The organism is Paenibacillus sp. oral taxon 786 str. D14 (genome assembly GCF_000159955.1).
Taxonomy (GTDB): domain Bacteria; phylum Bacillota; class Bacilli; order Paenibacillales; family Paenibacillaceae; genus Fontibacillus; species Fontibacillus phoenicis.
Genome location: NZ_GG695972.1, coordinates 229,573 through 253,857, shown reverse-complemented (window position 1 = coordinate 253,857; position 24,285 = coordinate 229,573). Strand labels below are relative to the sequence as shown.

Annotated in this window: 17 protein-coding genes; 8 read left to right on the top strand and 9 right to left on the bottom strand. The window is 53.3% G+C overall.

The window, feature by feature from the left end; genetic code table 11:
• Positions 1-121: 121 nt before the first annotated feature.
• Genes POTG_RS06115 through POTG_RS06100 form a run of 4 tightly spaced genes read right to left on the bottom strand, consistent with a single transcriptional unit; the run spans position 122 to position 4,621 of the window.
• Positions 122-571 carry a prepilin-type N-terminal cleavage/methylation domain-containing protein gene (locus POTG_RS06115; protein WP_009223947.1) on the bottom strand — a complete coding sequence of 150 codons (450 nt, stop codon included), beginning with the start codon at positions 569-571 and terminating at the stop codon, positions 122-124.
• Positions 572-622: 51 nt separating this feature from the next.
• Positions 623-1,831 carry a type II secretion system F family protein gene (locus tag POTG_RS06110; protein ID WP_036644415.1) on the bottom strand — a complete coding sequence of 403 codons (1,209 nt, stop codon included), beginning with the start codon at positions 1,829-1,831 and terminating at the stop codon, positions 623-625.
• Between the two features lie 52 nt (positions 1,832-1,883).
• Entirely contained in the window at positions 1,884-2,945 is a 1,062-nt protein-coding gene (locus POTG_RS06105; protein ID WP_009223945.1) for a type IV pilus twitching motility protein PilT, read from the bottom strand.
• Positions 2,942-4,621 (bottom strand): GspE/PulE family protein, encoded by a 1,680-nt coding sequence (locus POTG_RS06100; RefSeq protein WP_009223944.1) that lies wholly within the window; start codon positions 4,619-4,621, stop codon positions 2,942-2,944. The genes POTG_RS06105 and POTG_RS06100 overlap by 4 nt, the downstream gene beginning before the upstream one ends.
• A 247-nt stretch (positions 4,622-4,868) precedes the next feature.
• Here POTG_RS06100 and POTG_RS06095 point away from each other — a divergent pair, with 247 nt between their 5' ends.
• From POTG_RS06095 to POTG_RS06085, 3 genes are read left to right on the top strand one after another with little or no spacing between them, the layout of a single operon-like run.
• Complete coding sequence (locus tag POTG_RS06095) at positions 4,869-5,351, top strand: type IV pilus modification PilV family protein (protein ID WP_009223943.1); 483 nt, start codon at positions 4,869-4,871, stop codon at positions 5,349-5,351.
• Positions 5,348-5,833: a prepilin-type N-terminal cleavage/methylation domain-containing protein gene (locus POTG_RS06090; RefSeq protein ID WP_009223942.1), complete on the top strand. Its 486-nt coding sequence runs from the start codon at positions 5,348-5,350 to the stop codon at positions 5,831-5,833. Before POTG_RS06095 ends, POTG_RS06090 begins: the two co-directional genes overlap by 4 nt.
• An 11-nt stretch (positions 5,834-5,844) precedes the next feature.
• Positions 5,845-7,113 carry a hypothetical protein gene (locus POTG_RS06085; protein ID WP_036644412.1) on the top strand — a complete coding sequence of 423 codons (1,269 nt, stop codon included), beginning with the start codon at positions 5,845-5,847 and terminating at the stop codon, positions 7,111-7,113.
• A 240-nt stretch (positions 7,114-7,353) separates the two neighbouring features.
• Here the strand turns inward: POTG_RS06085 and POTG_RS06080 are convergent, their stop codons facing one another.
• Positions 7,354-8,745, bottom strand: a complete 1,392-nt coding sequence (locus tag POTG_RS06080; protein ID WP_009223940.1) for an L-cystine transporter — start codon at positions 8,743-8,745, stop codon at positions 7,354-7,356.
• 479 nt (positions 8,746-9,224) lie between these two features.
• Between POTG_RS06080 and POTG_RS06075 the strand changes: the two genes are divergently transcribed.
• Entirely contained in the window at positions 9,225-10,979 is a 1,755-nt protein-coding gene (locus POTG_RS06075) for an alpha-amylase family glycosyl hydrolase (RefSeq protein ID WP_083791421.1), read from the top strand.
• A 255-nt stretch (positions 10,980-11,234) separates the two neighbouring features.
• Here the strand turns inward: POTG_RS06075 and POTG_RS06070 are convergent, their stop codons facing one another.
• The 4 genes from POTG_RS06070 to POTG_RS06055 all read right to left on the bottom strand — a co-directional run bounded on the left by POTG_RS06070 (position 11,235) and on the right by POTG_RS06055 (position 16,966).
• A complete protein-coding gene (locus POTG_RS06070; protein ID WP_009223938.1) occupies positions 11,235-13,310 on the bottom strand; it encodes a methyl-accepting chemotaxis protein in 2,076 nt (691 codons plus the stop codon).
• 89 nt (positions 13,311-13,399) lie between these two features.
• Positions 13,400-14,245 (bottom strand): sugar ABC transporter permease, encoded by an 846-nt coding sequence (locus POTG_RS06065; RefSeq protein ID WP_009223937.1) that lies wholly within the window; start codon positions 14,243-14,245, stop codon positions 13,400-13,402.
• Positions 14,242-15,546, bottom strand: a complete 1,305-nt coding sequence (locus POTG_RS06060) for a carbohydrate ABC transporter permease (RefSeq protein WP_009223936.1) — start codon at positions 15,544-15,546, stop codon at positions 14,242-14,244. Before POTG_RS06060 ends, POTG_RS06065 begins: the two co-directional genes overlap by 4 nt.
• Positions 15,547-15,643: 97 nt before the next feature.
• Positions 15,644-16,966 (bottom strand): sugar ABC transporter substrate-binding protein, encoded by a 1,323-nt coding sequence (locus tag POTG_RS06055; RefSeq protein ID WP_009223935.1) that lies wholly within the window; start codon positions 16,964-16,966, stop codon positions 15,644-15,646.
• 600 nt (positions 16,967-17,566) lie between these two features.
• On the opposite strand from POTG_RS06055, the gene POTG_RS06050 reads away from it, so the two are divergent.
• The 4 genes from POTG_RS06050 (at position 17,567) to POTG_RS06035 (ending at position 23,847) form a co-directional block, all read left to right on the top strand.
• The gene (locus POTG_RS06050; protein WP_009223934.1) at positions 17,567-19,309 is read left to right on the top strand and encodes an alpha-glycosidase; all 1,743 of its coding nucleotides are present in this window, start codon (positions 17,567-17,569) and stop codon (positions 19,307-19,309) included.
• Positions 19,310-19,564: 255 nt separating this feature from the next.
• Positions 19,565-20,605, top strand: coding sequence for a LacI family DNA-binding transcriptional regulator (locus tag POTG_RS06045; protein ID WP_009223933.1), 1,041 nt, complete (start codon positions 19,565-19,567; stop codon positions 20,603-20,605).
• 113 nt (positions 20,606-20,718) lie between these two features.
• Positions 20,719-21,378 (top strand): beta-phosphoglucomutase, encoded by a 660-nt coding sequence (pgmB, locus tag POTG_RS06040; RefSeq protein ID WP_009223932.1) that lies wholly within the window; start codon positions 20,719-20,721, stop codon positions 21,376-21,378.
• Between the two features lie 144 nt (positions 21,379-21,522).
• On the top strand, positions 21,523-23,847 hold the full coding sequence (locus POTG_RS06035) for a glycoside hydrolase family 65 protein (RefSeq protein ID WP_009223931.1): 2,325 nt from the start codon (positions 21,523-21,525) through the stop codon (positions 23,845-23,847).
• Positions 23,848-24,285: the final 438 nt, after the last annotated feature.

Sequence of the window (24,285 nt, the reverse complement as noted above, 5' to 3'; positions counted from 1 at the left end):
CTTGCGCGCAGCAGCCCGCGCTTCGCCACCAGCCGGCGCCCGTACCACGCCAGGACCGGCCCCAGGGCCAGCCCACCGGCAACATTCAGCGCCGTCAGGATCATATTCGCGTCCATCCGCTTCAGTCTGTAGAAGAAGCAAGCTTCTTACCTGCTTTTAATTCAGAGGTTTTAAAACTGACGCTATCACTGCCGATGATCAACGTGACTACAGCATTCTCCGTATTCCAATTGTCCAGATTTACGGAAGTATTGTCGCCTAATGCCGCCCCGGTTTTGGGATCTGTAATTCCGCTCTGGATGTATTTTTCACTAACCAAGTCGGACAGCTTATGCGTCCCTGTAACTTCCCCGTTGTTTTTCGTAATCGATCTCAATCTCGCCGCTTCATACAGCTGGTTTGCCGTTGCTGTTCTGGCATTCTCCTTCGTATCGTTCAACAACCCGGAAATCAAAGGCACCGCGATTGCAGCGATCACCCCGATAATGACGATAACGGCCAGCAACTCGACGAGCGTAATCCCCTTCTCTTCCTTGCGCAATCGTTGAATCCGTTGGATAAGTGCTGTCATAATAATTAACCTCCTAAAATAATTTGCTTCACTTCGTGAGCTCAACCCAATTCAGCTGATACTTTGATAAATACTAAGCATCGGGATCATTACCGAAGCAATGATAAAGCCAACCACGCCAGCCAGCAGCAAAATCATCGCCGGCTCGATCAGCTGCTTCAGCTTGTCCACCGTGTTCTCAACGTCCCGTTCATAAAAATCGGCCACCTTGCCCAGCATCGCATCGATCGAACCGGTCTCCTCACCAACCCGAATCATCTGGGTGACCAGCGGCGGAAACACCCACGACTGGCGCAGCGGCTCTGACAGCGGCCGTCCTTGGCGCAGCGATGCCTGGCATTCCTGCAGCGTCGCTCCGATCACCCTGTTGCCGACGGCCTTCTCTACGATCGCCAAGGCTTGAAGCACCGGCACCGCGCTGGCAAACAACGAAGACAACGTCCGCGTCATCTGGGCGATCGCGCTTTTCCGATTGAGCATCCCGAACACGGGGACTTTGAGCTTGATATAATCCCAAGCATACGCCCCTCGCTCCCACTTCAAGAGCAGGTAGACCACAGCAACCGCCGCCAAAGCGGCCAGCAGCCATACGATCCAATGCTGTTCCACACTGCGGCTGAGGGTAAGCGTAAACCTCGTAATCGCGGGCAAATCACCGCCTAATTCAGCGAACATCGCTTGAAAGCGGGGAATCATAAATTTCAACAGGAAGATAATCACAAACACGGCCATCACGCTGACGATCAGCGGATAGGTCATCGCGGACTTCACTTTCTCCCGCGTGACATGCGCTTTTTCAAAATACACCGCAAGCCGCTCCAGCGTCTCTTCCATGCTGCCTGCCTCTTCCCCTGCGCGAACCATATGTACAAAGATCGACGGAAAAATCCGCGGGTACGCCGCGACCGCCCCGGAGAGCGTATTGCCCTTACGGAGCTCGGCGGTTACTTCAGCCAGCGTCTTCTTCAGCGGTTTGCTTTCCGATTGCTCCGCTAAGATCGCGGTCGCCTCCACGATCGAGATTCCCGCCTTAATCATCGTGGCAAACTGCCGGCAAAACACGACGAACTGCTCGTTCTTCACCGGGCTGCCCAGGTAAAACTCTTTATTCCACACCGTCTCGCGCTGCTCACGCAGACCCGTTACTACGATTTGCTGCCTCTTGAGTTCGGCAAGCGCGGTTGGCCGATCCGGGGCTTGCAGAGCCCCTTTGCATCGCTTCCCCACCACATCCTTGCCCTGATATACGTACTGGGGCATCTTCCATCTGTCCTTCCGCTTCACACATCTGCTGTTTACTTAACCTCGTGAATTAATGAGGGCTTTCCGCTAGGTATGGCCGGGCTGCAGCCTCATCAATGGCCCCTTGCCGCAGCAGCTCACGCAGACTCATCTCCAGCGTGTGCATCCCAAGCTGGGAGCTTGTCTGCATCACGCTTCGAATTTGGTGCACCTTCTCCGTCCGGATCAGGTTGCCGACCGCCGGCGGATTGAGCAGCAATTCCGTCGCGCACACCCGCCCTTTCCCGCTGCGGGACGGAAGCAGCCGCTGCGATAGGATTGCCAGCAACACCGAAGCCAGCTGAATCCGGATCTGCCCCTGCTGGGCCGGTGGAAAAGCATCAATGATCCGATCGATCGTTTGCGGAGCGTCCGCCGTATGTAAGGTGGCAAAGACGAGATGACCGGTTTCGGCCGCCGTGATGGCCGTCCGAATCGTCTCCGGATCGCGCATCTCGCCAACCAAGATGATATCCGGATCTTGACGAAGCGCAGCCCGCAGTCCGTTATCAAAAGACAACGTATCCAGCCCCACCTCCCGCTGATTAATGATCGACTTGTCGTGGCGGTGCAAGTATTCGATCGGATCCTCCAGCGTTACGATATGCTTGCGCTGGGTATGATTAATATGGTCAATCAACGAAGCCAACGTCGTTGATTTGCCGCTTCCCGTCGGGCCGGTAACCAGAAACAACCCTTGCGGCTTCTGCGCCAGCTTCAACAGCACCGGCGGCAAATTTAACGTTTCGAAGGGCGGGATCGAAGGCGAAATGACCCTGGCCGCGATGCTGATCGAGCCCCGCTGCCGGAAGACATTGATGCGAAACCGGGAGAGGCCCGGCACGCCGTAAGAGAAATCCAGCTCCCCGAACTCCGTGAATTTCTTATACTGCGCCGGGCTCATCAGCTCTTGCACGATCTGCTCCAGCATGGACGGCGAGAGCAGCTCTCCGTCCAGGGCGCGAAGCGCTCCATCGATGCGCAGCACCGGAGGCGAATTCACCGTCACGTGCAAATCGGAGGCGCCGGCATCAAACGCCTGCTTCAACAGTCCGTTAAACGTCCCGTCCGTCACGATCGGTCCTTGATTCATCGCTCTCCCTCTTCCACTTCACGGATGATTTCCTGCAAGGTGGTTTGTCCCTCCAGCGCTTTCTGGATCCCGTCGGCAAACAACGGCGTCATCCCTTGCTCCTTCGCCATCCGGCGCAGCTCATGAATTGAGCGGCCTTCCACAATCGCCGTGCGCAGGTCGTCGCTGATCAGCAGCGCTTCATGCACCGCCATCCGGCCACGGTAGCCGGTTTTGCCGCAGGTGCCGCAGCCGTTGCCGCGGTACAGCTTGTCCGTTTGAATGCCGAGACGCTCCAGATAAATCATTTCCTGCCGATCTGGCGTATAGGCCGTTTTGCAGTCCGGGCAGATGCAGCGCACCAGCCTCTGGGCCACGATCTCGATTAGCGACGAGGCGATCAAGTACGGCTCGATCCCCATGTCACGCAGCCGGACGACCGTACTCACCGCATCATTGGTATGTAAAGTCGAAAATACGAGATGCCCGGTTAAAGAAGCACGAATTGCAATCTCCGCCGTTTCCAGATCGCGGATTTCCCCCACCATGATAATGTTGGGATCCTGACGCAGGATGGAGCGCAACCCCCTGGCAAACGTCAATCCGGCAGCCGGATGAACCTGCATTTGGTTCACGCCGTCCAGCGTGTACTCCACCGGATCTTCGACCGTAATGATATTCGTTTCTTCCCGGTTCAAGTGCTGCAGGGCCGAATACAAGGTCGTCGTCTTCCCGCTCCCCGTTGGCCCGGTCAGCAGAACCATGCCGTGCTGCTTCTCAATCATGCGCCGGAACAGGCTTAACGTCTGCTCCGTCATGCCCAGCTTGTCCAAGCCCTTCACGCCTTCGGCAAGGTCGAGCAGCCGCATGACGATTTTTTCTCCATGGACGGTTGGCAGCGACGACAAACGGATATCGATCGTTTGGCCATCCACCAGCATTTTGATCCGGCCATCCTGCGGTAACCGCCGTTCAGCGATGTTCAGGTTGCCGAGAATCTTCAGCCTGGCGATGATGACGCCTTGCATCGACTTCGGAATCGTCCGCTCATTGCGCAGCTGTCCATCAATCCGATAACGGATCGCCAGTTGGGTCTCCATCGGATCGACGTGAATGTCGCTGGCGCCAAGGCGCACCGCCTGCTCAATCATTTGCTGCACCAGCCGGACGACAGGCGAATCCTCACCCTGAATCACCGCATCTTCAACTTCAATTTGAACGGTGCCGGCCCCAAGATCCTTGATCATTTCATTCATGGAGTCCTGCAGACCATACAACCGGGCAATGCCCCGCTGCAGCTCGCCCCGCGAAATAATCGCCGGTTCGATCGTAAAGCCGGTGCTCATTCTGAGGTCGTCGATGATAAACAGATCCAAAGGATCGGCCATTGCAACCATGAGTTTACGTCCGTCTACGCGGATCGGAAGCACTTGATACCGTCTGGCCATTTGCTCCGGAATGACCTGGCTTAATTTCGTATCAATTTGAAACCTGGATAGTGTGACATGAGGAATACCCAGCTGAAATTCCAACACCTCGATGAGCTGGTGCTCCGTCAAGACGCCTTGTGCTAACAACACGTCACCAAGCTTTTTTCTGGTGCGCTGCTGTTCCTCCAAAGCGGCTTGCAGCTGCTGCTCCGTGATGATTCCGGATTCCAGCAGAAGTTCACCCAACCTTTTCTTGATCGTGTACATGGTTCACCTCATCCCTGTTGGAGTTTTCATGCGATTTAATTAATAGTTCTATTGTCCTATTTATAGCAAACAAAAATAGTTCCAGAAAAATAAATCGTAGTAATTTAATACCGATTATATACCTTTCACTAAAACGATGCTATCATTTTTGTAGTAAAATATACCTAGATTACATAGGTCGACAGAACTCTCTATCGATTAACAACACTCTGCATATGTATCCCGTTTTGAAAGCGAGGGGACGGTCATGGAACCTGCCTATAGACAAAAAAAATCACCTCTTCTCCGGGCATTTGCGCGGGAAGACGGTCTGACCTTACTTGAGGTAGCCCTGGCGTTAGTGATTCTCTCCGTCGTCTGCTTAGCTTTGTTATCTTATTTCTCGAACAGTGCATCGCAGAGCAGACTTACGAATCAGCGTTTATCCGCAACCCATCTGGCGAACGCCCGACTGCACGAGGTGCAAGCGATGGGGTTTTCGCAGCTGCAGACTTGGGCCAGCCAATCCCCGGGAACGCTGCCGAATATCACTCGCGGAATCTATTTGCTAGAAACCGAGGTGAGCAGCCATCATTCGGACTATCCTTCCCATCCTGACATCCTGTACATCACCGTAACAGCCTATTGGCAGCCTGACCGATCCCAGGGCGCAGGCGAATATAGACACAAAGTCTCGATAACCGGGGCTGTGAAGAAAAACTACGCAATCGCCGGAGGGGGCTCGTCATGAAGCATCGATTGCGGCTGATTCGCCGGGAAGACGGAATTACGCTGGTGGAGCTGCTGGCCGCCTTGGCTTTATCCGGATTGCTGGTCGTCCTGGTGTCTACCGTGCTGACCACATCGCTGTTCGCTTTTGGACGGGTTAACCATGAAACCCAGCTTCGGAACGAAGCGATCACGCTCAGTTCAGCCCTTCAGACCAAGCTGAGAAATGCCGTGTCCATTTCGGGCTCGGGCACCTTTACGCAATTTCAAGCGGAAGTGGTCACCGATGCGCTGACGGAAACGACCCAGACGCTCCGCTTTCAGCTTGTCGGGGGACAGCTTCTCCTCAACGGCGAACGTTTCAGCGACGAGAGGTTGGATTTAACCGGCACCACTTTTTCCAAAGGCCCTAACGATCTGTGGGTGAACCTTCAAGTGGCGCTAAAGAATGAGCCCAAGGTCGAGCCAATCTATCTGTTCGTTTCCATCAAACTGATTTCGTGAGGTGCGTGTGGATGACAAAACGAGGACTAGCCACAATCCGCCAAGAGCAAGGTTATGCTTTAATCTCTGTGCTGCTCTTAGTTGCCATGCTGCTCGTGATCGGCACGCTGGTCGTGCAGTCGGTAACGAATTCTCAAGGGATGGTCAACGTCTCCGAAGATATCGTCTCCGCCCAAGCCGACGGCGAAACGAAGCTGCTGATCAAGCTTTCCGATTTGCGGGCGGCCGTGATGGCGCTGAGCGATAGGGACAAAGTGACGTTGGAAGACGTGCAAGCCGCTGCCGCCCCCTATGTAGAGGCTGAGACAGTCACCTTGGACACCGAAAACCAGCGGTACGTTGCCGTTGTCAGAGCCGATGGGGTATCGGACAAAATCACGCAAACCTTCCGGCGAAAGGTGGAGATTACGCTCGCCTTCACTCCTACCGACCCTTCTCCGGGAACCGGAACGGGCGAGTACGCCGTAGTTAGCTTTGGGTCCACGGCTTTGAACGGAACGACGATCAACGGGAATGTCTATTCGGCTGGAGCAGTAGCCAACAATCAGTCCCACATTAACGGTGTCCTTGTATCCCCTACCTTGCCGGGATCGAGTCTAACTCCGCCAAAAAGATTAGATATCACCTCCATCGTGAATCAGCTCGATCAGGACCTGAAGACGACGAAATCGGCCCTTTTTGCAACCCCGGCGACACAACTGGACTTCGAGGTTCGAACTAGCACCCAGTTCACGAAATCAACCGTATTAAATGCGATCAAATTGATGCCCAACGTTGCTTTAAAGGTGGACGGCGACCTCTGGGTAAAAGGCGGGGTTACGATGGAAGCCAATTCGTCTATCGTGGCCAGCGGGATCATTTACATTAGCGGGGATTTGTTGATCAACAACGGAAACAATATGAAATTGCAAGGCAGCTTAATTAAAGTGAACGGAACCACCAACTTTAACAGCGAACCTACGGTGAACATCACCGGCGATTTTTATGGAAGCTCCTTGAATACCAGCGGTACGCTGTTCGCCCAAAACATCTATCTCACAGGAGCCTCCAACATCAATAATATAAACGGCAGCAATCAATTTGCCTTATTCGCTGCGGGTTCGGTCAATGTGAACAACGGGACTGCCCCCTCGGCCTTAACAGGCCACATCTATACGAACGGTGCGCTTCATATTAACGGGAACAACAAAGTAACCATCAACGGTGCAGCTTCTTCCCCCGCAACTCCCGAGAAACCGTCGGAGATCAAGTTCGAGGAAAAATATTTTGTTATTAACTGAGGGGGACTCACAGGGCCAACGCTATCTCATGACCCTCGTGACCTTCGTGCCCCCCTCTGGCTCCTCTTTCCATGATTATCCCTTTCGTTCAGAAATGGAAGGATTGAGTGAGGTGATCCCCGCCCCCCCCTGATGCAACGGGATAATCATGAGAAGCGTGCGGCTGACATAGGTACCCTACACAGAAAAACCGCCGGGCATACGCCCAGCGGTTTTCGTTTGCATTTCCCATGCGATGTATTAAGCAGTCACAGCGTCCAAGTCCACGTCGCGTTTGAACGCCTCGGTGTCGTTCTCGCCCAGAATCTTGCCGGTGATTACGCCAGCGGTGATCGAATCGTTGACGTTCAGCGCCGTCCGGCCCATATCGATCAGCGGCTCGACGGAGATCAAGAGACCCGCCAAAGCAACCGGCAGGTTCATTGTCGACAGAACGATCAGCGAAGCGAACGTAGCCCCGCCGCCAACGCCGGCAACCCCAAACGAACTGATCGTTACAACCAGGATCAAGGTCAGGATAAAGTCCCAGCTCATCGGGTTGATCCCAACGGTCGGAGCGATCATAACAGCCAGCATTGCTGGGTAAATCCCGGCGCAGCCGTTTTGTCCGATCGTTGCACCAAACGAAGCCGACAAGTTGGCGATTCCTTCTGGAACGCCCAGACGTTTCGTTTGCGTCTCCACGTTCAACGGAATCGTTGCCGCACTCGAACGCGAGGTAAACGCAAATACCAGCGTCGGGAACACTTTACGTACATACTGAATTGGATTGTAGCCAAAGGCGGCCAACAGAATCAGGTGAATGATGAACATCACGATCAGCGCCACATACGAAGCTCCCACGAACTTGATCAGCTTCAAAATCTCTTCGGCGTTGGTCGTAGCAGCGACGTTCGTGATCAACGCCAAAATCCCATAAGGCGTCAAGCGCAGAACCAACGTAACGATCCGCATCACAACGGTGTAAACCGCTTCGACCATTTTGCGGAACGTATCCGCCTGCTCAGGTTTTTTCTTATCGAGTCCAAGTACCGCTACCCCGATAAATGCCGAGAAAATCACGACCGCCAAAGTCGAGGTGCTCCGCGCACCGGTCATATCCGCAAACGGATTGGTAGGAATGAAGTCGAGCACCTGCTGCGGAATTGTCTTATCTTCCACTGTGCCCAGCCGGTCTTCAAGTGCCGCCCCGCGCGCCTGCTCCCGTTCGCCTGCCTCGATTTCAATTGCCTTCAGATCGAAGCTCAAGCTGGTCACGATGCTGACGCTGGCCGCGATCGCCGTCGTAATCAGCAATACCGCGATGATCAGACCGCTCATTTTACCTAAGTTTTGTTTCCCCTTCAAATTCATGATTGCCGAAATAATCGAAACCATGATCAGCGGAATAACAACCATCTGCAGTAGCCCGACGTAACCACGCCCAGCCAGGTTAAACCAGTCGGTTGATTTCGCGATAACCTCAGAGCCGGCGCCGTAGGACACCTGCAGGATCACTCCAAACACGAGCCCAAGCCCCAGTCCGGTAAACACCCGCTTGGTAAAGGATATGTGCTTCTTCTGCATCCAAATCAGAATGCCGATCAGCACGAGCATAACGGCTACATTAATGATAATACGCAAGGTATCCATAACCTGATCTCCCCCTGAATATGTCCTTAAATTCGTGTTCGCACCTTGATAGGCAAACGCCGAGTTGCGAATTACAAATCGTATGATAACACATATACAAGTATTTTGATAGGATTAACTTTCACACAGCTTGTCACTAAATTACAAAGGTTGTCCCTGCTCCACACAGTAAGACTTTGCCTCATCCCCACATCTCAAATTCTAACGTTTGCATACTGATATATTGCATAATTGGGATAAATTAGATTCATTTTTACGGATACCAATCTAAATTTTCATGGTTTTGTTCAATAACAATTATGAGAACAGGCGATTATCTAATTAATATGGAGATAACTAATGATTTCGTCTTAATAATTATGTAATTTACTTATATTAACTGAAATTTCCTTAAATTCTCCTTGTGCAAACGTTTTATTTTTCTTGTTGCTCAGGTATGATGGTGAAATAAAGGTACTTTTGCGAAAGGAAGATGTTCGATGCAAACCCCAAGTCTTCTTCAGCGAACGAAGCTGCGGCGAAATGGAAGCGCTGTCCCGTTGCTTCCCCCGCACCTGCTTCGGATCCTGATCCTGCTCTTGGTGCTGCTGCCGATGCTGCTTGCCGGCTGTACCGATACACCGGGCAGTAAGAGCACCGCCTCGGAACCAAAAGGGAATTCCAACGATACAGCAGCCACAAGCCCGAACCCCCCTGAAGGCGGGAAAGCCGCTGCACCTAATGCGGTGGATTCCCAACCCTCTACGGTTTTTTATGAAATTTTTGTCCGTTCCTTTGCCGACTCGGACGGCGACGGCATTGGGGATTTCAAGGGGCTGATCAGCAAGCTCGACTACTTAAATGATGGGAACCCGGATACGGATACCGACCTGGGGATTGGCGGCATCTGGCTGATGCCGATTAATCCTTCGCCAAGCTATCACGGTTATGACGTCACCAACTACAGGGACATCAATCCGGATTACGGGACGATGGATGACTTCCGTACGTTTTTGAATGAGGCCCATAAGCGCGGGATAAAGGTCATTATGGATCTGGTCGTCAATCATACCAGCAAAGAGCATCCGTGGTTCACCCAATCAGCTGCCGATCCAAACAGCCCGTACCGGGATTGGTACGTTTGGGCCGAGGATCAAGGCCGTGCTGTGTCCGGCACCAGTGCCGCCGGAAGCGGCAACCCTTGGCATAGCCTGAACGGCGGCCATTACCTCGGAATCTTCTGGGACGGGATGCCGGATCTCAACCTCGATAACCCGGAAGTACGGAAAGAAATGATCGAGATCGGACAATTCTGGCTGGAGCAAGGCGTGGATGGGTTCCGCCTGGATGCAGCGAAGCATATCTACGAGGATTTGCTGACCGACAAGAGCCAAGAAACCACGAACAAAAATGTGGCTTGGTGGCAGGAGTTCCGCAGTGGGCTCAACGAAGTCAAGCCGGACGCCTATCTCGTTGGCGAGATCTGGGATCCTTCCGCAGCGCTGATTTCCTCCTATCTGGACAAAGCCTTGGATTCCGGGTTTAACTTTGGCCTGGCCGAAACGATCCTCAGCAGCGTCAAGAACGAAAAGGACGCGAACATCCCTTTTACGCTGGAGCGTACGTATAAGCTGTACAGCGAAAAATCCGGCGGCAACTTCGTCGACGCTACGTTCTTGACCAACCATGACCAGAACCGAGTCATGACCCAGCTGGAGGGAGATGTGCCGCACGCGAAGATGGCCGCGAGCCTGCTGCTCACGCTTCCCGGCAATCCGTACATCTATTACGGCGAGGAAATTGGCATGTTTGGGGCGAAGCCTGACGAGCTGATTCGCGAGCCGATGCGTTGGACGCCGGACGACAGCGAAGGCCAAACGACCTGGGAGCCCGCCAAAAACAATGCCGGCATCAAGGGCCTCAGCGTAAGCGAGCAAACCGGCGACTCCGCCTCCCTGCTGTCGCATTATCGCCAGTTGATCCGGATGCGCAACGATATTCCGGCGCTAAGGGACGGAGCAATCCAGGAATATACAACGGATCAGCCGGGAATCACCGCGTTTGTTCGCTTGACAGAAGACCAGGCGGTGCTCGTCGCTCACAACTTAACCGGTCAAGAGCTCACGGTCTCCTTGGATCCGAATCAAGCAGACGGCAAGAGCTTCACCAAGCTGTTGGCGGAAACAGGCGAAGGCGCCAGCCTCAGCGGCAATACGCTGACGCTGCCTGCGTATTCAACAGCGGTATTAGAATAGTAAAAGGCCCTGCCAGCTAACAAACAGCTGCAGGGCCTTTTTAAATGTAACGGACTGTATGGACGTTATTTGCTCATTTTTCGCATATTTCAAAAACTAATGGACTCCAGTGACGTTATTCGGGCTAAAACTAGCGTTTGGAGCTATCCAAGCAGCAAATAGCGGCTCCTGGGTCCGTTAGTTTTCGAGGATCCCGCTGATCAGCGGATATAACGGCATTTGAGTCCGCTAGCGACACGAAAACACGACAGACAATTATGGACTCGCCTCACCTTCACCTTGGAAGGCGCTAAGCGAACGCTGCAGTTGTCCCGCCAGTTCCTCCAGACGAGCCGACAGTTCAACCAACTCGGCGCTGACCCGGTGCTGCTCTTGAGACATAGAGGCCACCTCTTCGGTGGAGGCGCTGGTCTGCTCCACAACCGAGCTGACCGTGTCCACAAAATCCTGCAGGGTCGCTTGCGATTGCAGCAGCTCCTGAACGGAGGCCGACGAGCTTCGGATCTCCGTCACGAACCGCTCCATCTCCCCTTTAACGTTCTGGAAGATGCCTGCGGCTTCTTTGACGGCCTCGGTTTGTGCCGCAAACAGCGGCGCAATTCCCGTCAACACCTCCACCGTTTGTCCTATTGCCTCCTGGATTTCCTCGGTGATCGCCGATACGGTTTGGATCGATTCCCCCGAAGCGGCTGCCAGCTCGCGGATCTCCCCGGCAATGACCATAAAACCTTTGCCGGCTGCCCCGGCACGGGACGCTTCGATCGAAGCATTTAACGACAAAATGTTCGTTTGCTTGGTCATCTCCACCATCGGGGCAAGGATCGAGCGGATCGATTGGGTGCTTCGGCTGAGCTTCGCCGAATTCTCCTCTAACCGCGCCGTCATCCGCGACACGGCTTCCGTCTTCTCCACCAGTTCCTCCATATGCGCTTCCCCATTGCGGCTGACCTCGATGACACGTCCGGCCGAATCGTCCATCGCTGCGTTCAGACGAGCCACCCGGCTCATTTGATTGCCAATCTGCTCCGCTGTCTCGGTGCCCTTGTCCGCCTCCACGGCCAAGCTTTCAGCTCCGGCGGCGATTTCTCCGGTCGCCTGCGCAATCTCGGCGGCGGTCTGCGACGTATCGCGCGATGCCTTCGTCAGATTCTCCGCCGTAGCCAGCAGCTCCACGGCGGAATCATTTGTCCGGTCCACCAGCCGTGAAATTTGCTCCAGCATCCGGTTGAAGCTGTGTCCCAGCCGACCGATCTCGTCATGCCCTTTAAAGTTGGTACGCACCTGCAAATTTCCGCGTTCGCCTTCCTCCATTAATCGGCACAGCTGCTCCAAGGGCCGGCCGACCATGCGCACCAGGAAATAGCCGATCAGAGCCGCAACGACCACGGCGCCCAGAAGCACGAACAACATGACGACAAGCAGCCGATCCGTCGCACTCAAAAAGTCGTTCTCCGGAGCATATCCAACAATCCGCCAGTCGACCGTTTTCAGCGGCCGGAACACGACCAGTTGCTGAACTCCTTGCTCGTCTGGCGCCTGGAACGAGCTTTCCCCCGATTCCGCCCGTTTGGCATCTACCTTAATTATGGATTCCGTCTCCAGGAGAGCGGAATCGTTCGCATGGACAATCCGGTTATCGGCGGTAAGTACCCGCACCTGACCGGTTTTCCCGATTTGCAGGTTGCCCAAAATATCCCCCAGAGCCTGCGCCTTAATCTCAAACAGCAGGATGTACTCAGCCTCCGGGTGATTGATATTCCGCAGCAAGCGGGCCATCGTGATCGTCGGCTCGGTATAAGCGTTAAAGAAGCCCTTCTGTAACGCCGGGAACCACACGGGCTCGCCGGTTGCTTTCAATACCTCCTTCACCCGGATTTCCACCGCCTCATCCGTACGCACCGAACTGACCCCTGAAGATTTGTACGACTTCACGTCTTCCAAGTCCTTAGAAACAAGACGCACTCCCTGAAGACGTTCATCGGCACTCTTCAACGCGTCAAGCTTCTTGCGGATCCGGTCCTCGGCTTGCGTCTTCACAACGGTTCCGATTCCCGGCTGGTTCACCGTCTCCAGATCGCTCCGCAGCGTCTGATCAACGGCCAATTGCCGCGACGTAGCCTCATATTGTTCGAACAGGAAGTCGAGCTTGTCCGCTGCCTGCTCCACCGCCTGAGTGGAGGCGGAAGCCACTTGCTCCCGGATGATCTCCCTGGACGCCCGGTAAGAGCTGAACCCCAGCACCACCGACAACACCACGACTGCCGCAAATACGATCACAAACATCTTTAGGCCCACGGAATTCCAGTGCCGCCCACCGCGAAGCTTCTTCATTTCCGCATCCCCTTTTGTTTTATGTATAAAAAGGGTATAGCCCCGCTTTGACTGAGGCTATACCCAGGTGTTGATCAACTCTAGCTGCATTATCCTTTGCTGGCGCCCGAAGTTAAGCCGTCAACAAGCAGCCGCTGCAGGAACATAAACAGGATCGTGATCGGAAGCGCGATCAGAACCGCCCCTGCGGCAAACAGCGTAAAGTTGCTGTTCTGATTGCTGCTGACCATATCCCACATCCCGACGGCCAGCGTCCAATTTTCCTTCGTCCGCAGGACGAGCCGGGCAAAGATGAAGTCAACCCAGGGACCGACAAATTGGGTTAACGCCATATATGTCAGCATCGGCTTGGACAACGGCAGAATGATGCGCCGGAAGATCAGGAAGTTGCTCGCTCCGTCGATCCGCGCCGCTTCATCCAGCGATCGCGGAATTGTATCGAGGAAGCCCTTGGCGATAAACGTACCGCCCAGCGGAGCCCCAGCCGCATATACGATGATCAGAGCCAAATGCGTATCCAGCAGCTGCATCTCCCGCAGCAGCAGATAGATGGCGATCATGCTCATGAATCCCGGGAACATCCCAAGCACGAGCAGGCCGGAAAGCGCCGTTTTGCGTCCGCGGAACCGGAACCGGGAGAGCGCATAGCTCGTAAGCAGCGTCAGCAGCACGCCCAGAATCATGGAGCAGACAGCAATTTTCAACGTATTCAGGTACCAGGTGCCAAACAGATAGGTTTTGGATGTAAATAGTTCGTGATAATGATCAAACGTAAATTTTTCCGGAATCAACGTTTTGCTGTAAAGCGATTTACCCGGCCGCAGCGAACCGAAGACGACCCAAAGCACAGGGTAGACGGCGGCAATGCACAGCAGGATCAGCACAATGTAGCTGGCGCCCAGACGAATCGCGTTTCGTATTTTCCGTCTGCTCATTGGATCATATCCTCCTCTTTAAACGACTTGGTTCTGCGGTAGTTGTAAATCGAGAACGAAGCGATAATGATGAAAATGATGATCCCGATCGCAGAGGCCATGTTGTATTTGTTTTGGTTCAACGTCAGCTTGTACAGCCACGTTACCAGGAGGTCGGTCGCCCCGGCATACTGATAATCGCCCTTCACCGGATCGCCGCCCGTTAACAGGAAGATGGCGTTAAAGTTGTTGATGTTACCGGCAAATTGGGTAATCAGCGTTGGTGCGGTCGTGAACAGAATCATCGGCAGCGTGACGATCTTAAATTTCTGGAACCCGGTAGCTCCATCCACTTCCGCTGCTTCGTACAAATCCTTTGGAATCGTCGTCAGCACGCCCAGAATCAGCAGCATGGAGACCGGAATCCCCACCCACATGTTAACGACGATAACCGTCACTTTCGCCCAGAACGGGTCGGTTAACCACGGCAGCCCGCCCAGACCGAAATAACTAAGATATTGGTTGATTGGACCAAACTGACCGTTAAACATATTTCTCATGACAAGCAGCGAAATCAGCTGCGGAATAGCGTAAGGAAGAATTAAAATCGTTCTCCATAGCCCTTTGAAGCGAATGCCCTTTTGATTAATAAGTAAGGCGACAAGCATACCACCGAAATAAGTCGTTACCGTGGACAAAATCGCCCAGATAATCGTCCAGGTCAATACGCCGTAAAAGGTATGGCTCCAGGTTTTGAGTGCCACCAAATTTTTAAAGGTTTCGAAGCCAACCCAATCGACCAGCATGGCCGGCGGGATGTGCTTCGGCGCCGAATAGTTGGTGAACGCAAGCAGAATCATGAACAGAATCGGCATTACGGTAAAAAATAAAATCCCGAGGGCGGGAATGCTCAAAAATGCAACAGCGAACTTGTAATCCAGGATATAACGTACCGTTTGCTTAAAGTTATTCGGTGTCTTGCCTTTGTCCCGTTCGAGCCCGATGGCGCGAGCATCGCGGACGTTCATCACATAAACGATAATAAAAACCGCCACAAACAGCAGCGTAATCAAGCTTTGAATCATGATGAAGATCGAATGATCCCAGCTTCCGTTCATATTGGCTCCGGTTCTTGGCGTTTCACCAAGCGTAACGATTCCCCAGAGCGCAAACCCTAAGTTCCGGATCAAATAGATCACGCTAAATGCTTCAAAAAGGACGAACAACAACCCTTTGATATATTGTCGATTGTAGAGTTGTCCTAGGCCCATGCACAGTATCGACAAAAGCGTCGCCCGATCCCGATGTTGGTGTCGGTCCATTTCCCTTCCTTCTCCTCTCCCTTGGGAAATTAAGGATGACCCGCCGCTATCAGCGGCGGGCTCAACCTTCCCTCACTGGGTGACAGTTCGTTCTGCCTTACTCCGTTGCCCCTTGGTTCAAATCCCGAATTTGTGTCACGGCATTTTCCATCGCGGCTTTTGGATCTGCATTGTTGTTCCAGATTTCCGGAAGCGCAGCGTTAACAGGAGCCCAAACGTTAGCCATTTCCGGAATGGAAGGCATCGGCTGGGAGTTCTTCGCTTGCTCAGCAAAGACGGAAACGAAAGGATCGTTTTTGATTTGATCGGTTTCCAGCGCTTCCAGGTTCGTCGGTACGGCGCCGACTTTTTCGTTCAGCAGCAACTGAGCATCTTTCGTGGAAGCGAAATGAGCGAACAGTTTAGCTGCATTCGGGTATTTCGTAAAGGAGTTTACGACCCAAATTTTAATACCGGAGAAGGTGATCGCTGTTTTGCCGTTGACGGAAGGATATAGAGCAAGACCCAGGTTGTCGCCGAGAGCGGCTTTGTATCCTGCCAATTCCCAAGGACCGTTGATGTCCATTGCCACGTCGCCTTCGTTAAACAAGCTGCGTTTGATGTCCGGGTTGATGTCGCCGCTGTTGATCGGCAGAGCTTCTTTCAAGCTTTGGAACACTTTCAAGCTTTCGATCGCGCCATCGTTAGCCAAACCGATGTCGTCTGGGTTCGTACCGTTATCGCCGAACAAGTAACCGCCGGTGCTCGCAATAAACGGATAGTTGAAGTACATGTTGCCGACTTCCCACATGATGCCGTATTTGTTTTTGGATTTGTCGGTAAACGTTTTGCTGAATTCCAGAACGTCTTTGAAGTCTTTCGGCGGCTCTGGAACAAGCGATTTATTGTAATACAAAGCCACCGTTTCGGCAGCTCTAGGATAACCGTACAGTACACCGTCATAAGTTGCACCTTGAACGGCAGCTTCCGTATTGTTCTTCGTTGTTTCTTCAGCGAAGACATCGTTCGGCAGGATCAAGCCGGAAGTTGCTGCATTCCCCAGGTGGTCATGAGGGACGATCAGCACGTCAGCTGCCAGACCGGACGGTCCGTCTTGCGTCAATTTCCCGATTTGGTCGGTTGGCGATACTTCTTCAATTTTTACAGGCACGCCGTATTTTTCGGTGAATTGCTTCGCGATTTCTTCAGTGAACACTTTCTCTTCTTTACTATCCCAAATGAGCAGCTCAGCGCCCTCTTCCGGAACGATCGCATCCGCGGAAGCATTCTCTCCGGCACCGGTATTCCCCGTATTTTCAGTCTGATTCGCCGGAGCATTTGCACTTCCGTTGTTGCCGCCGTTGTTGCCCGCTCCGCAAGCCGTGATCGAAACAACCAAGGACAGCGCCGCGATCAAGGTCAATGCCTTTTTGAACTTCATGACTATAACCCCTCCTAATAATTATAAAGACGTGATGCGCAAACGTTTTCAGAAAATACTTATAACTACTTTTCCTCCACGACTTCTTCCTGGGATAGTTTAGTATTTCCCGCCCGAAAGCGCTTTATCCATGAACTCATGATACATCATACCTATGAAGTTGTAAAAACGTTTGCACAGAGAAAAAACGGGGGTTAATCATCCTCTTCCTCTGTTTTTCTTACGTTTTCTCTAATATTCGCACTTTTTATATATTCCCAACTTTGTTGTGCGCCAAGTGAACATTGCATATTTGCGCAAAATTTTCACGATTTATCAGCACAATCTACTATTTCATCGTTAGGTTATCATCTATCGTCTGCTTTCCCCTGAACATTACTTTCTCCCGTCTTGTGCAATGGTTTGAACAGTGTTATAATCCGGATCAATGAGAGCAATACTAGCTTTGCCGTTCGGTTACACAATTTGAAGGCACTGTTATCGAAAGGTACATCCTCGGCCCGTTTCTCCGGCTTGGATGTGCTTTTTTTGCTTCCAAAGCAAGTGGATACGGGGGCCTGGCGGACAAAGCTGTCCACAATCCACTAGGAGGGATTCATCATGTTACTTGAAGCGGTCTATCATCGCCCTAAGCTGAACTGGTCTTATGCTTACGACCACAAAACGCTTCATCTGCGCTTGCGCGCCAAGAAGAACGATCTCACTGAGGTCTATGCCTTTGTGGGGGACAAATACATGTGGGATCAAAGTAAAGAACTGATTCCGATGACCCTGATGATCAGCGACGAGATGTTCGACTATTGGGAATGTACCTACCAACCGCCGCTGCGCCGAACGAGATACGGCTTTCTGCTGAAGTCCGGCGACGAGCAGATCTGGATGACGGAAAGCGAGTTTACGAAAGAGCGTCCATCTGGCCCTGAGCGGCTGTTCGAATTCCCGTTCATCAATCCGGTTGACGTCTTTACGCCGCCGGCATGGGTGAAGGATGCCATCTTCTATCAAATCTTCCCTGAACGCTTCGCCAACGGCGACCCAAGCAACGATCCGAAGGGCGTATTGCCTTGGGGCGGCAAACCGGAGCGCGATAACTTCTTTGGCGGGGATTTGCAAGGCGTCATTGATCACCTCGATCATTTAAGCGAGCTTGGCATTACGGGTATCTATTTTACCCCGTTGTTCGAAGCGACAACCAACCATAAATACGATACGGCCGACTATATGAAGATCGATCCGCATTTCGGCGATATCGCTACGGTCAAGAAGCTGGTTCAAGCCTGCCATGAGCGCGGGATCAAGGTGCTCTTCGACGCCGTATTTAACCACTCCGGCAGAACCTTCGCCCCTTTCGTTGACGTGATGGAGAAAGGCGAGAAATCCCGTTACAAAGACTGGTTCCATGTGCGCGAGTATCCGCTGCAAGTGAAGGACGGCGTGCCTAGTTACGATACGTTTGCTTTCGAGCCGCTGATGCCTAAGCTGAACACGGAAAATCCGGAAGTAAAAGAATACTTGCTGAAAGTCGCTGAATTCTGGATTAAGGAAGTGGGCATCGACGGCTGGCGGCTGGACGTTGCCAACGAAGTAGACCATGCCTTCTGGCGCGATTTCCGTAAAGTCGTGAAGGCGGCCAACCCGGATGCCTACATCTTAGGCGAAATCTGGCATGAGTCCTCGGCTTGGCTGCAAGGGGACCAATTTGATGCCGTGATGAACTATCCGTTCACCGAAGCGGTGCTGGACTTCGTCGTACGCGGCACGTTGGATGCCGAGGGCTTCGCGAATGCGATCGGCAAGCAGCTGTCCCGTTATCCGCTCCAAGCAAGCGAAGTGGCGTTTAATCTGCTGGACAGCCATGACACGCCGCGCTTGCTCACACTATGCGATGGCAACAAAGCCAAAATGAAGCTGGCCGCCCTGTTCCAATTTACGTACAGCGGAACGCCTTGCATTTACTATGGCGACGAAGTTGGTCTCGACGGCGGACCGGATCCGGATTGCCGCAAATGTATGGAGTGGGATCCTAAACGCCAGGATCGCGATTTGTTTGCGTTTTATCAGAAGCTGATCAAGGTTCGCAAGCAGCTGGCTCCGCTGCGCACCGGCAGCCTGAAATTCCTGCTCGCCGAGAAGGGCGGCTCGAAGCTGGCTTATGAACGCGTACTGAACGGGGAGAAAGTACTTGTCCTGCTCAACAACTACGATGCCGGACAGACCTTTACGATCCCTGCGGATGGGAAAATGTGGCGCGACACCTTCAGCGGGCAAACCTACAACACGGCGGACGGCAAACTTGCCGTTAAGCTACCAGCATACGGTTATGCAGTATTAACGCAAGCATAATCTACAAACTGCTTTTTATACCTGCGGTCGGCCCTAACTCGATGAGAAAATGGGCCGGCCGAATTCTTTTTTAAGAGTAAAACGTTTGCGCAAAAATCTCTTGATTTTCCTGCATTGAATGCCCATTTTCGATGAGAATATGAGGAGCTTTCAGCGGTGTTATACGGGGTTATCCCTAGATTCTCTATTTACTTTCAGATTTCTTTAGATTAATATTACAGTGTAAAGCAAACGGTTCCACAGAGGAGGTTTTTTATGGCTGTCACCATCAAGGATGTTGCCAAAAAGGCCGGAGTATCGCCCTCTACCGTGTCCCGGGTGCTGTCCAATCATCCCAGAATCAGCGAGGAAACCTCGCGTAAAGTAAAGCTCATTATGGACCAGCTTGGCTATCATCCCAACATTATGGCCAAGAGTCTGGTCTCCAAAACGACAAATAGCATTTGCATCCTGCTGCCAAAGTCCGCCGAGGAATTGTTCTCCAACTTCTTCTTCATGGAACTGATCCGCGGCATTGTGACCCAAGCCAGTCGCCTGGGTTATGACGTGCTGATCAGCTCCGGAGCCAATGAGAAAGAAGAAGTCGAAAGCGTCTCCAGACTGCTGAACGGACGCCGGGTGGACGGGGTCATCTTACTGTATTCCCGGCAGAACGATCCCGTGATCGAATTTCTCCATAAAGGCGGTCATCCCTTTGTACTCATCGGGCGCAGCGAGGAATATCCTGATATTTTAACGGTGGATAACGATAATATCCAGGCGTCGTACGACGCCACAAAGCATTTGATCGCGTTAGGACACGAACGGATCGGGTTCGTCAGCGGACCGCCGGAGCTCGTTGTTTCCAAAGACCGGTTGAAAGGCTATCAGGATGCGCTTCGAGATGCAGGCTTGGAGAGTCGGCCCGAATGGATTGTCGAAGGTGAGTTTTTGCAGGACAGCGGCTATCGGGCCATGTCGTTCTTCATGAATCTACCGAACCGTCCGACGGCCTTGGTCATGATCGATGACGTCGTAGCGTTTGGCGTGCTTCGCGGCCTGCACGAGCTGAAGTACAAAGTGCCTGAAGACTTATGCCTGGTCAGCTTCAACAACATCCCGTTGTCAGAACTGTCAACGCCGCCGCTTAGCAGCATGGATATCGGCATTTACAATCTGGGGTATACCGCCTCGCAGGTGCTGATCCAAGCCGTTCAGAACAACGACGACGACAAGGCATATCCGAAACGGCAGATCATTCCCCATCGGCTGATGGTTCGCGAGTCGTCCATGTATTCAGTTCCCAAGAAGCCTTGAGGCAACAGGTTGCATTAGACATTGGAGAAAAAATAAACGGAAGCTCACGCTTCCTTTATTTTTCACGCTTTGTTCAAACGTTTGCGCTAAATCCACCATAGAGGAGGTTCGTTATGAATCCCATTCAAGCTTGTTTATTTGATCTCGACGGCGTGCTCGTGGATACCGCGAAATACCACTATCTCGCCTGGAAACGGCTGGCCGCCGAGCTCGGCTTCGAATTTACCGAACAGGACAATGAGAAGCTGAAAGGCGTCAGCCGCATGGCCTCGCTCGACATCTTGCTTAGCGTGGGCGGCCTTCAACTGGAAGACAACGTCAAGCAGGAGCTGGCTGAACGCAAAAATAACTGGTATGTCGAGTACATCTCCCAAATGGACGCGTCGGAAATTCTGCCGGGAGCGCTGGAGTTCTTGCAGCAGTGCCGGGAAAACGGATTGAAGACCGCGCTAGGATCAGCGAGCAAGAACGCCCCGATCATTTTGCGGAATACCGGGCTTACCCCGTACTTTGACGCGATCATCGACGGCACTCGCACCTCCAGCGCCAAGCCCGATCCGGAAGTTTTCCTGCTTGGCGCTACGGAGCTGGGCGTTGCCCCCGAAGCCTGCGTCGTGTTCGAGGATGCAGAGGCCGGCATCGAAGCAGCCCGGCGCGCAGGCATGCGCTGCATCGGCATCGGTTCGCCGGATACGCTGGGCAAGGCGGATCGGGTGGTCTCCTCGCTGGGCGACGTTTCGGTCGCCATGCTGCAGCAATTAGCCGCGAAATAAGCGCAGTCAACACTAGGGCCCTAGGGCAGCTTCGCAGGAAGCACAGCTCGCCTTGCTTTAATTTGTGCGGGCCGCGTGCGGCGAATACCTCTCGTTCTATTTTTGCATAATAATCTATTCGAAATGACTAAAGGAGCGGTTAGCGTGAAACAGTATTTGAAAGTGGATCCCTGGTCCATCCTGGAAGAATCGTTTGATCCGGCGAATCATGAAATTTCGGAAAGTATTTTTAGCATCGGCAACGGTTATATGGGCCAACGCGCGAATTTTGAGGAGCAGTACAGCGGCCCTTCCCTGCAAGGCAGCTACATGGCCGGCGTGTATTATCCGGACAAAACCCGGGTGGGCTGGTGGAAGAACGGCTATCCGGAGTATTTTGCCAAAGTGCTGAACAGCACCAACTGGATTGGCATTAACGTCTTCGTGGACGGCGCGGCGCTGGATTTGGCCGAGTGTCAGGTGAAGGATTTCGTTCGCGAGCTCAACATGAAGGAAGGTTACCTCTGCCGCCGCTTTACCGCCGTGATGAAGGACGGCAAAGAACTCGCCGTGGAAGCGCTGCGATTTGTCAGCATCGTACGCCATGAGATCGGGGCGATCCGCTACGCGGTAACGCCGCTCAACTTCAGCGGGGAGCTGCGCTTTGCTCCTTATCTGGACGGTGACGTGATGAATAAGGACTCCAACTACGAGGAGAAATTCTGGCTTGAGGTGGAAAAATCGGCCGGTGCCGACGTCTCCTACTTAACCGTAAAGACGAAGAAACTCGACTTCCACGTGACCTCGGTGATGGCGTTTGACGTGGAACAAGGCGGGAAACGCCTGGATCTGGCCCCTGCGTTCCACGAGCAGGAGAAGTTCGTCTCCGCCGAAGTGGCCGTGGCAGCGGTCTCCGGTGAGACGGTAACGTTGTATAAGTATGTTGCCAATGTCACCTCCCGCGATCATGGGCTGGGCGACTTGGTGAAAGCCGGCAAGGCCGCGCTGCACTCCGCGAAAGAGGCCGGTTTCGATGCCCTGAAGCGCGAGCAAGCTGAAGCCTGGGCGAAGAAATGGGAAATGAGCGACATCATCATCGAAGGCGACGTTGCGGCGCAGCAGGCGATTCGCTTTAATATTTTTCAATTAAACCAAACCTACAGCGGCGAGGACGACCGACTGAACATCGGGCCTAAAGGCTTCACCGGGGAAAAATACGGCGGCAGCACCTACTGGGATACGGAAGCCTATTGCTTGCCATTCTACCTCAGCACGGCGGAGTCGGATATCGCTCGCAATTTGCTGATTTACCGCTATAAGCATCTGGAGAAAGCGAAGGAGAACGCCCGCAAGCTTGGCTTCACCAAAGGCGCGCTCTATCCGATGGTGACGATGAACGGCGAGGAATGCCACAACGAGTGGGAAATCACGTTTGAAGAGATCCATCGGAACGGGGCGATCGCTTATGCGATTTATAACTACGTTAACTATACAGGGGATAAAGCATATTTGGGCGAGTATGGCCTGGAAGTGCTGGTGGAAATCTCCCGCTTCTGGGAAGAGCGCGTGAACTTCTCACAAGCCAAGGGCAAATACGTCATGCTCGGCGTAACCGGCCCTAACGAATACGAGAACAACGTCAACAACAACTGGTACACGAACCGGATTGCCGCCTGGACGCTCGAATACACGCTGGAAGTGCTGGCCGAGCTCAAAGTCCAAGATGCCGCGCACTATGCAGCGCTGGTGGAGAAGCTGGGGCTTCAGGAGTCGGAAACGAAGCAATGGCAGCACATCATCGACAACATGTACTATCCGTACGATGAGGAGCGCGGCGTGTTCTTGCAGCAGGACGGCTTCCTTGATAAAGAACTGATGCCGGTGAAGGAACTGGATCCGAAGCAGCTGCCGCTGAACCAGAACTGGTCGTGGGACCGGATTTTGCGCTCGTGCTTCATTAAGCAGGCGGATGTGTTGCAAGGCTTGTATTTCTTGAGCGACCGTTACGACCTGGATACGAAGAAACGTAACTTCGACTTCTACGAGCCGATGACCGTTCACGAGTCCTCCCTCTCCCCTTGCGTGCATGCGATTCTCGCCTGCGAGCTCGGGTATCAGGAGAAGGCTTACGAGATGTACCTGCGCACCGCGCGTCTGGACCTCGACAACTACAATAACGACACCGAAGACGGCTGCCATATCACCAGTATGGCCGGCACCTGGATGGCGATCGTGCAAGGCTTCGGCGGCCTGCGCGTCCGGGAGGGCGAGCTGGTGCTGCGGCCGTTCATCCCGTCGCACTGGACCTCGTTCTCGTTTAAGGTGATGTTCCGCGGCGCCCGGCTGAAAGTCAACGCAACCGCTGACAGCATCATCGTCTCGAACGAATCGGATACTCCAGCAGCGATCCGCATTTACGACCAAAGCTACACGGTCGATGCGAACAGCCAAGTGCAAGCGAAGCGCCTGGAGCCTTCGGCGCTGAGCTGAATTTATTGAACCAACCCCCATGGCTTTGCCGTGGGGGTTGGTTTTTGGGGGCGCCCGGCGTTGCGGGGGCCCCAGGGAATAATAACGGTAATAAGTTCCCTTATTTCCGGCGATTGAGCTTCATTTGAACAAATAGCGGTAAAAAATGGCCTTATTTCGGTCCGGCAGGAGCAAAAAGCCCCATTTGGGGGCTCCTGCGGGAGAATAAGGCCATCAAATACCGCTATTTTGTTCAAATGGGGCGGCTACGCGGAAATAAGGGTCAAAAATACCCTTATTTCCGCGTAGCCCGCTAGCGCCCGGCCGATCCTCACCCGGCCGCGGCGCTAAACCAAGGGCAACGGGGCTCACGCCCCTTGCCCTTGTCGCGGTTACCGCGGGACGGCGAGTACGACGACGCCGACCCCGCGCACCTCCAGCCGTGCCCCGCCGGCTGGA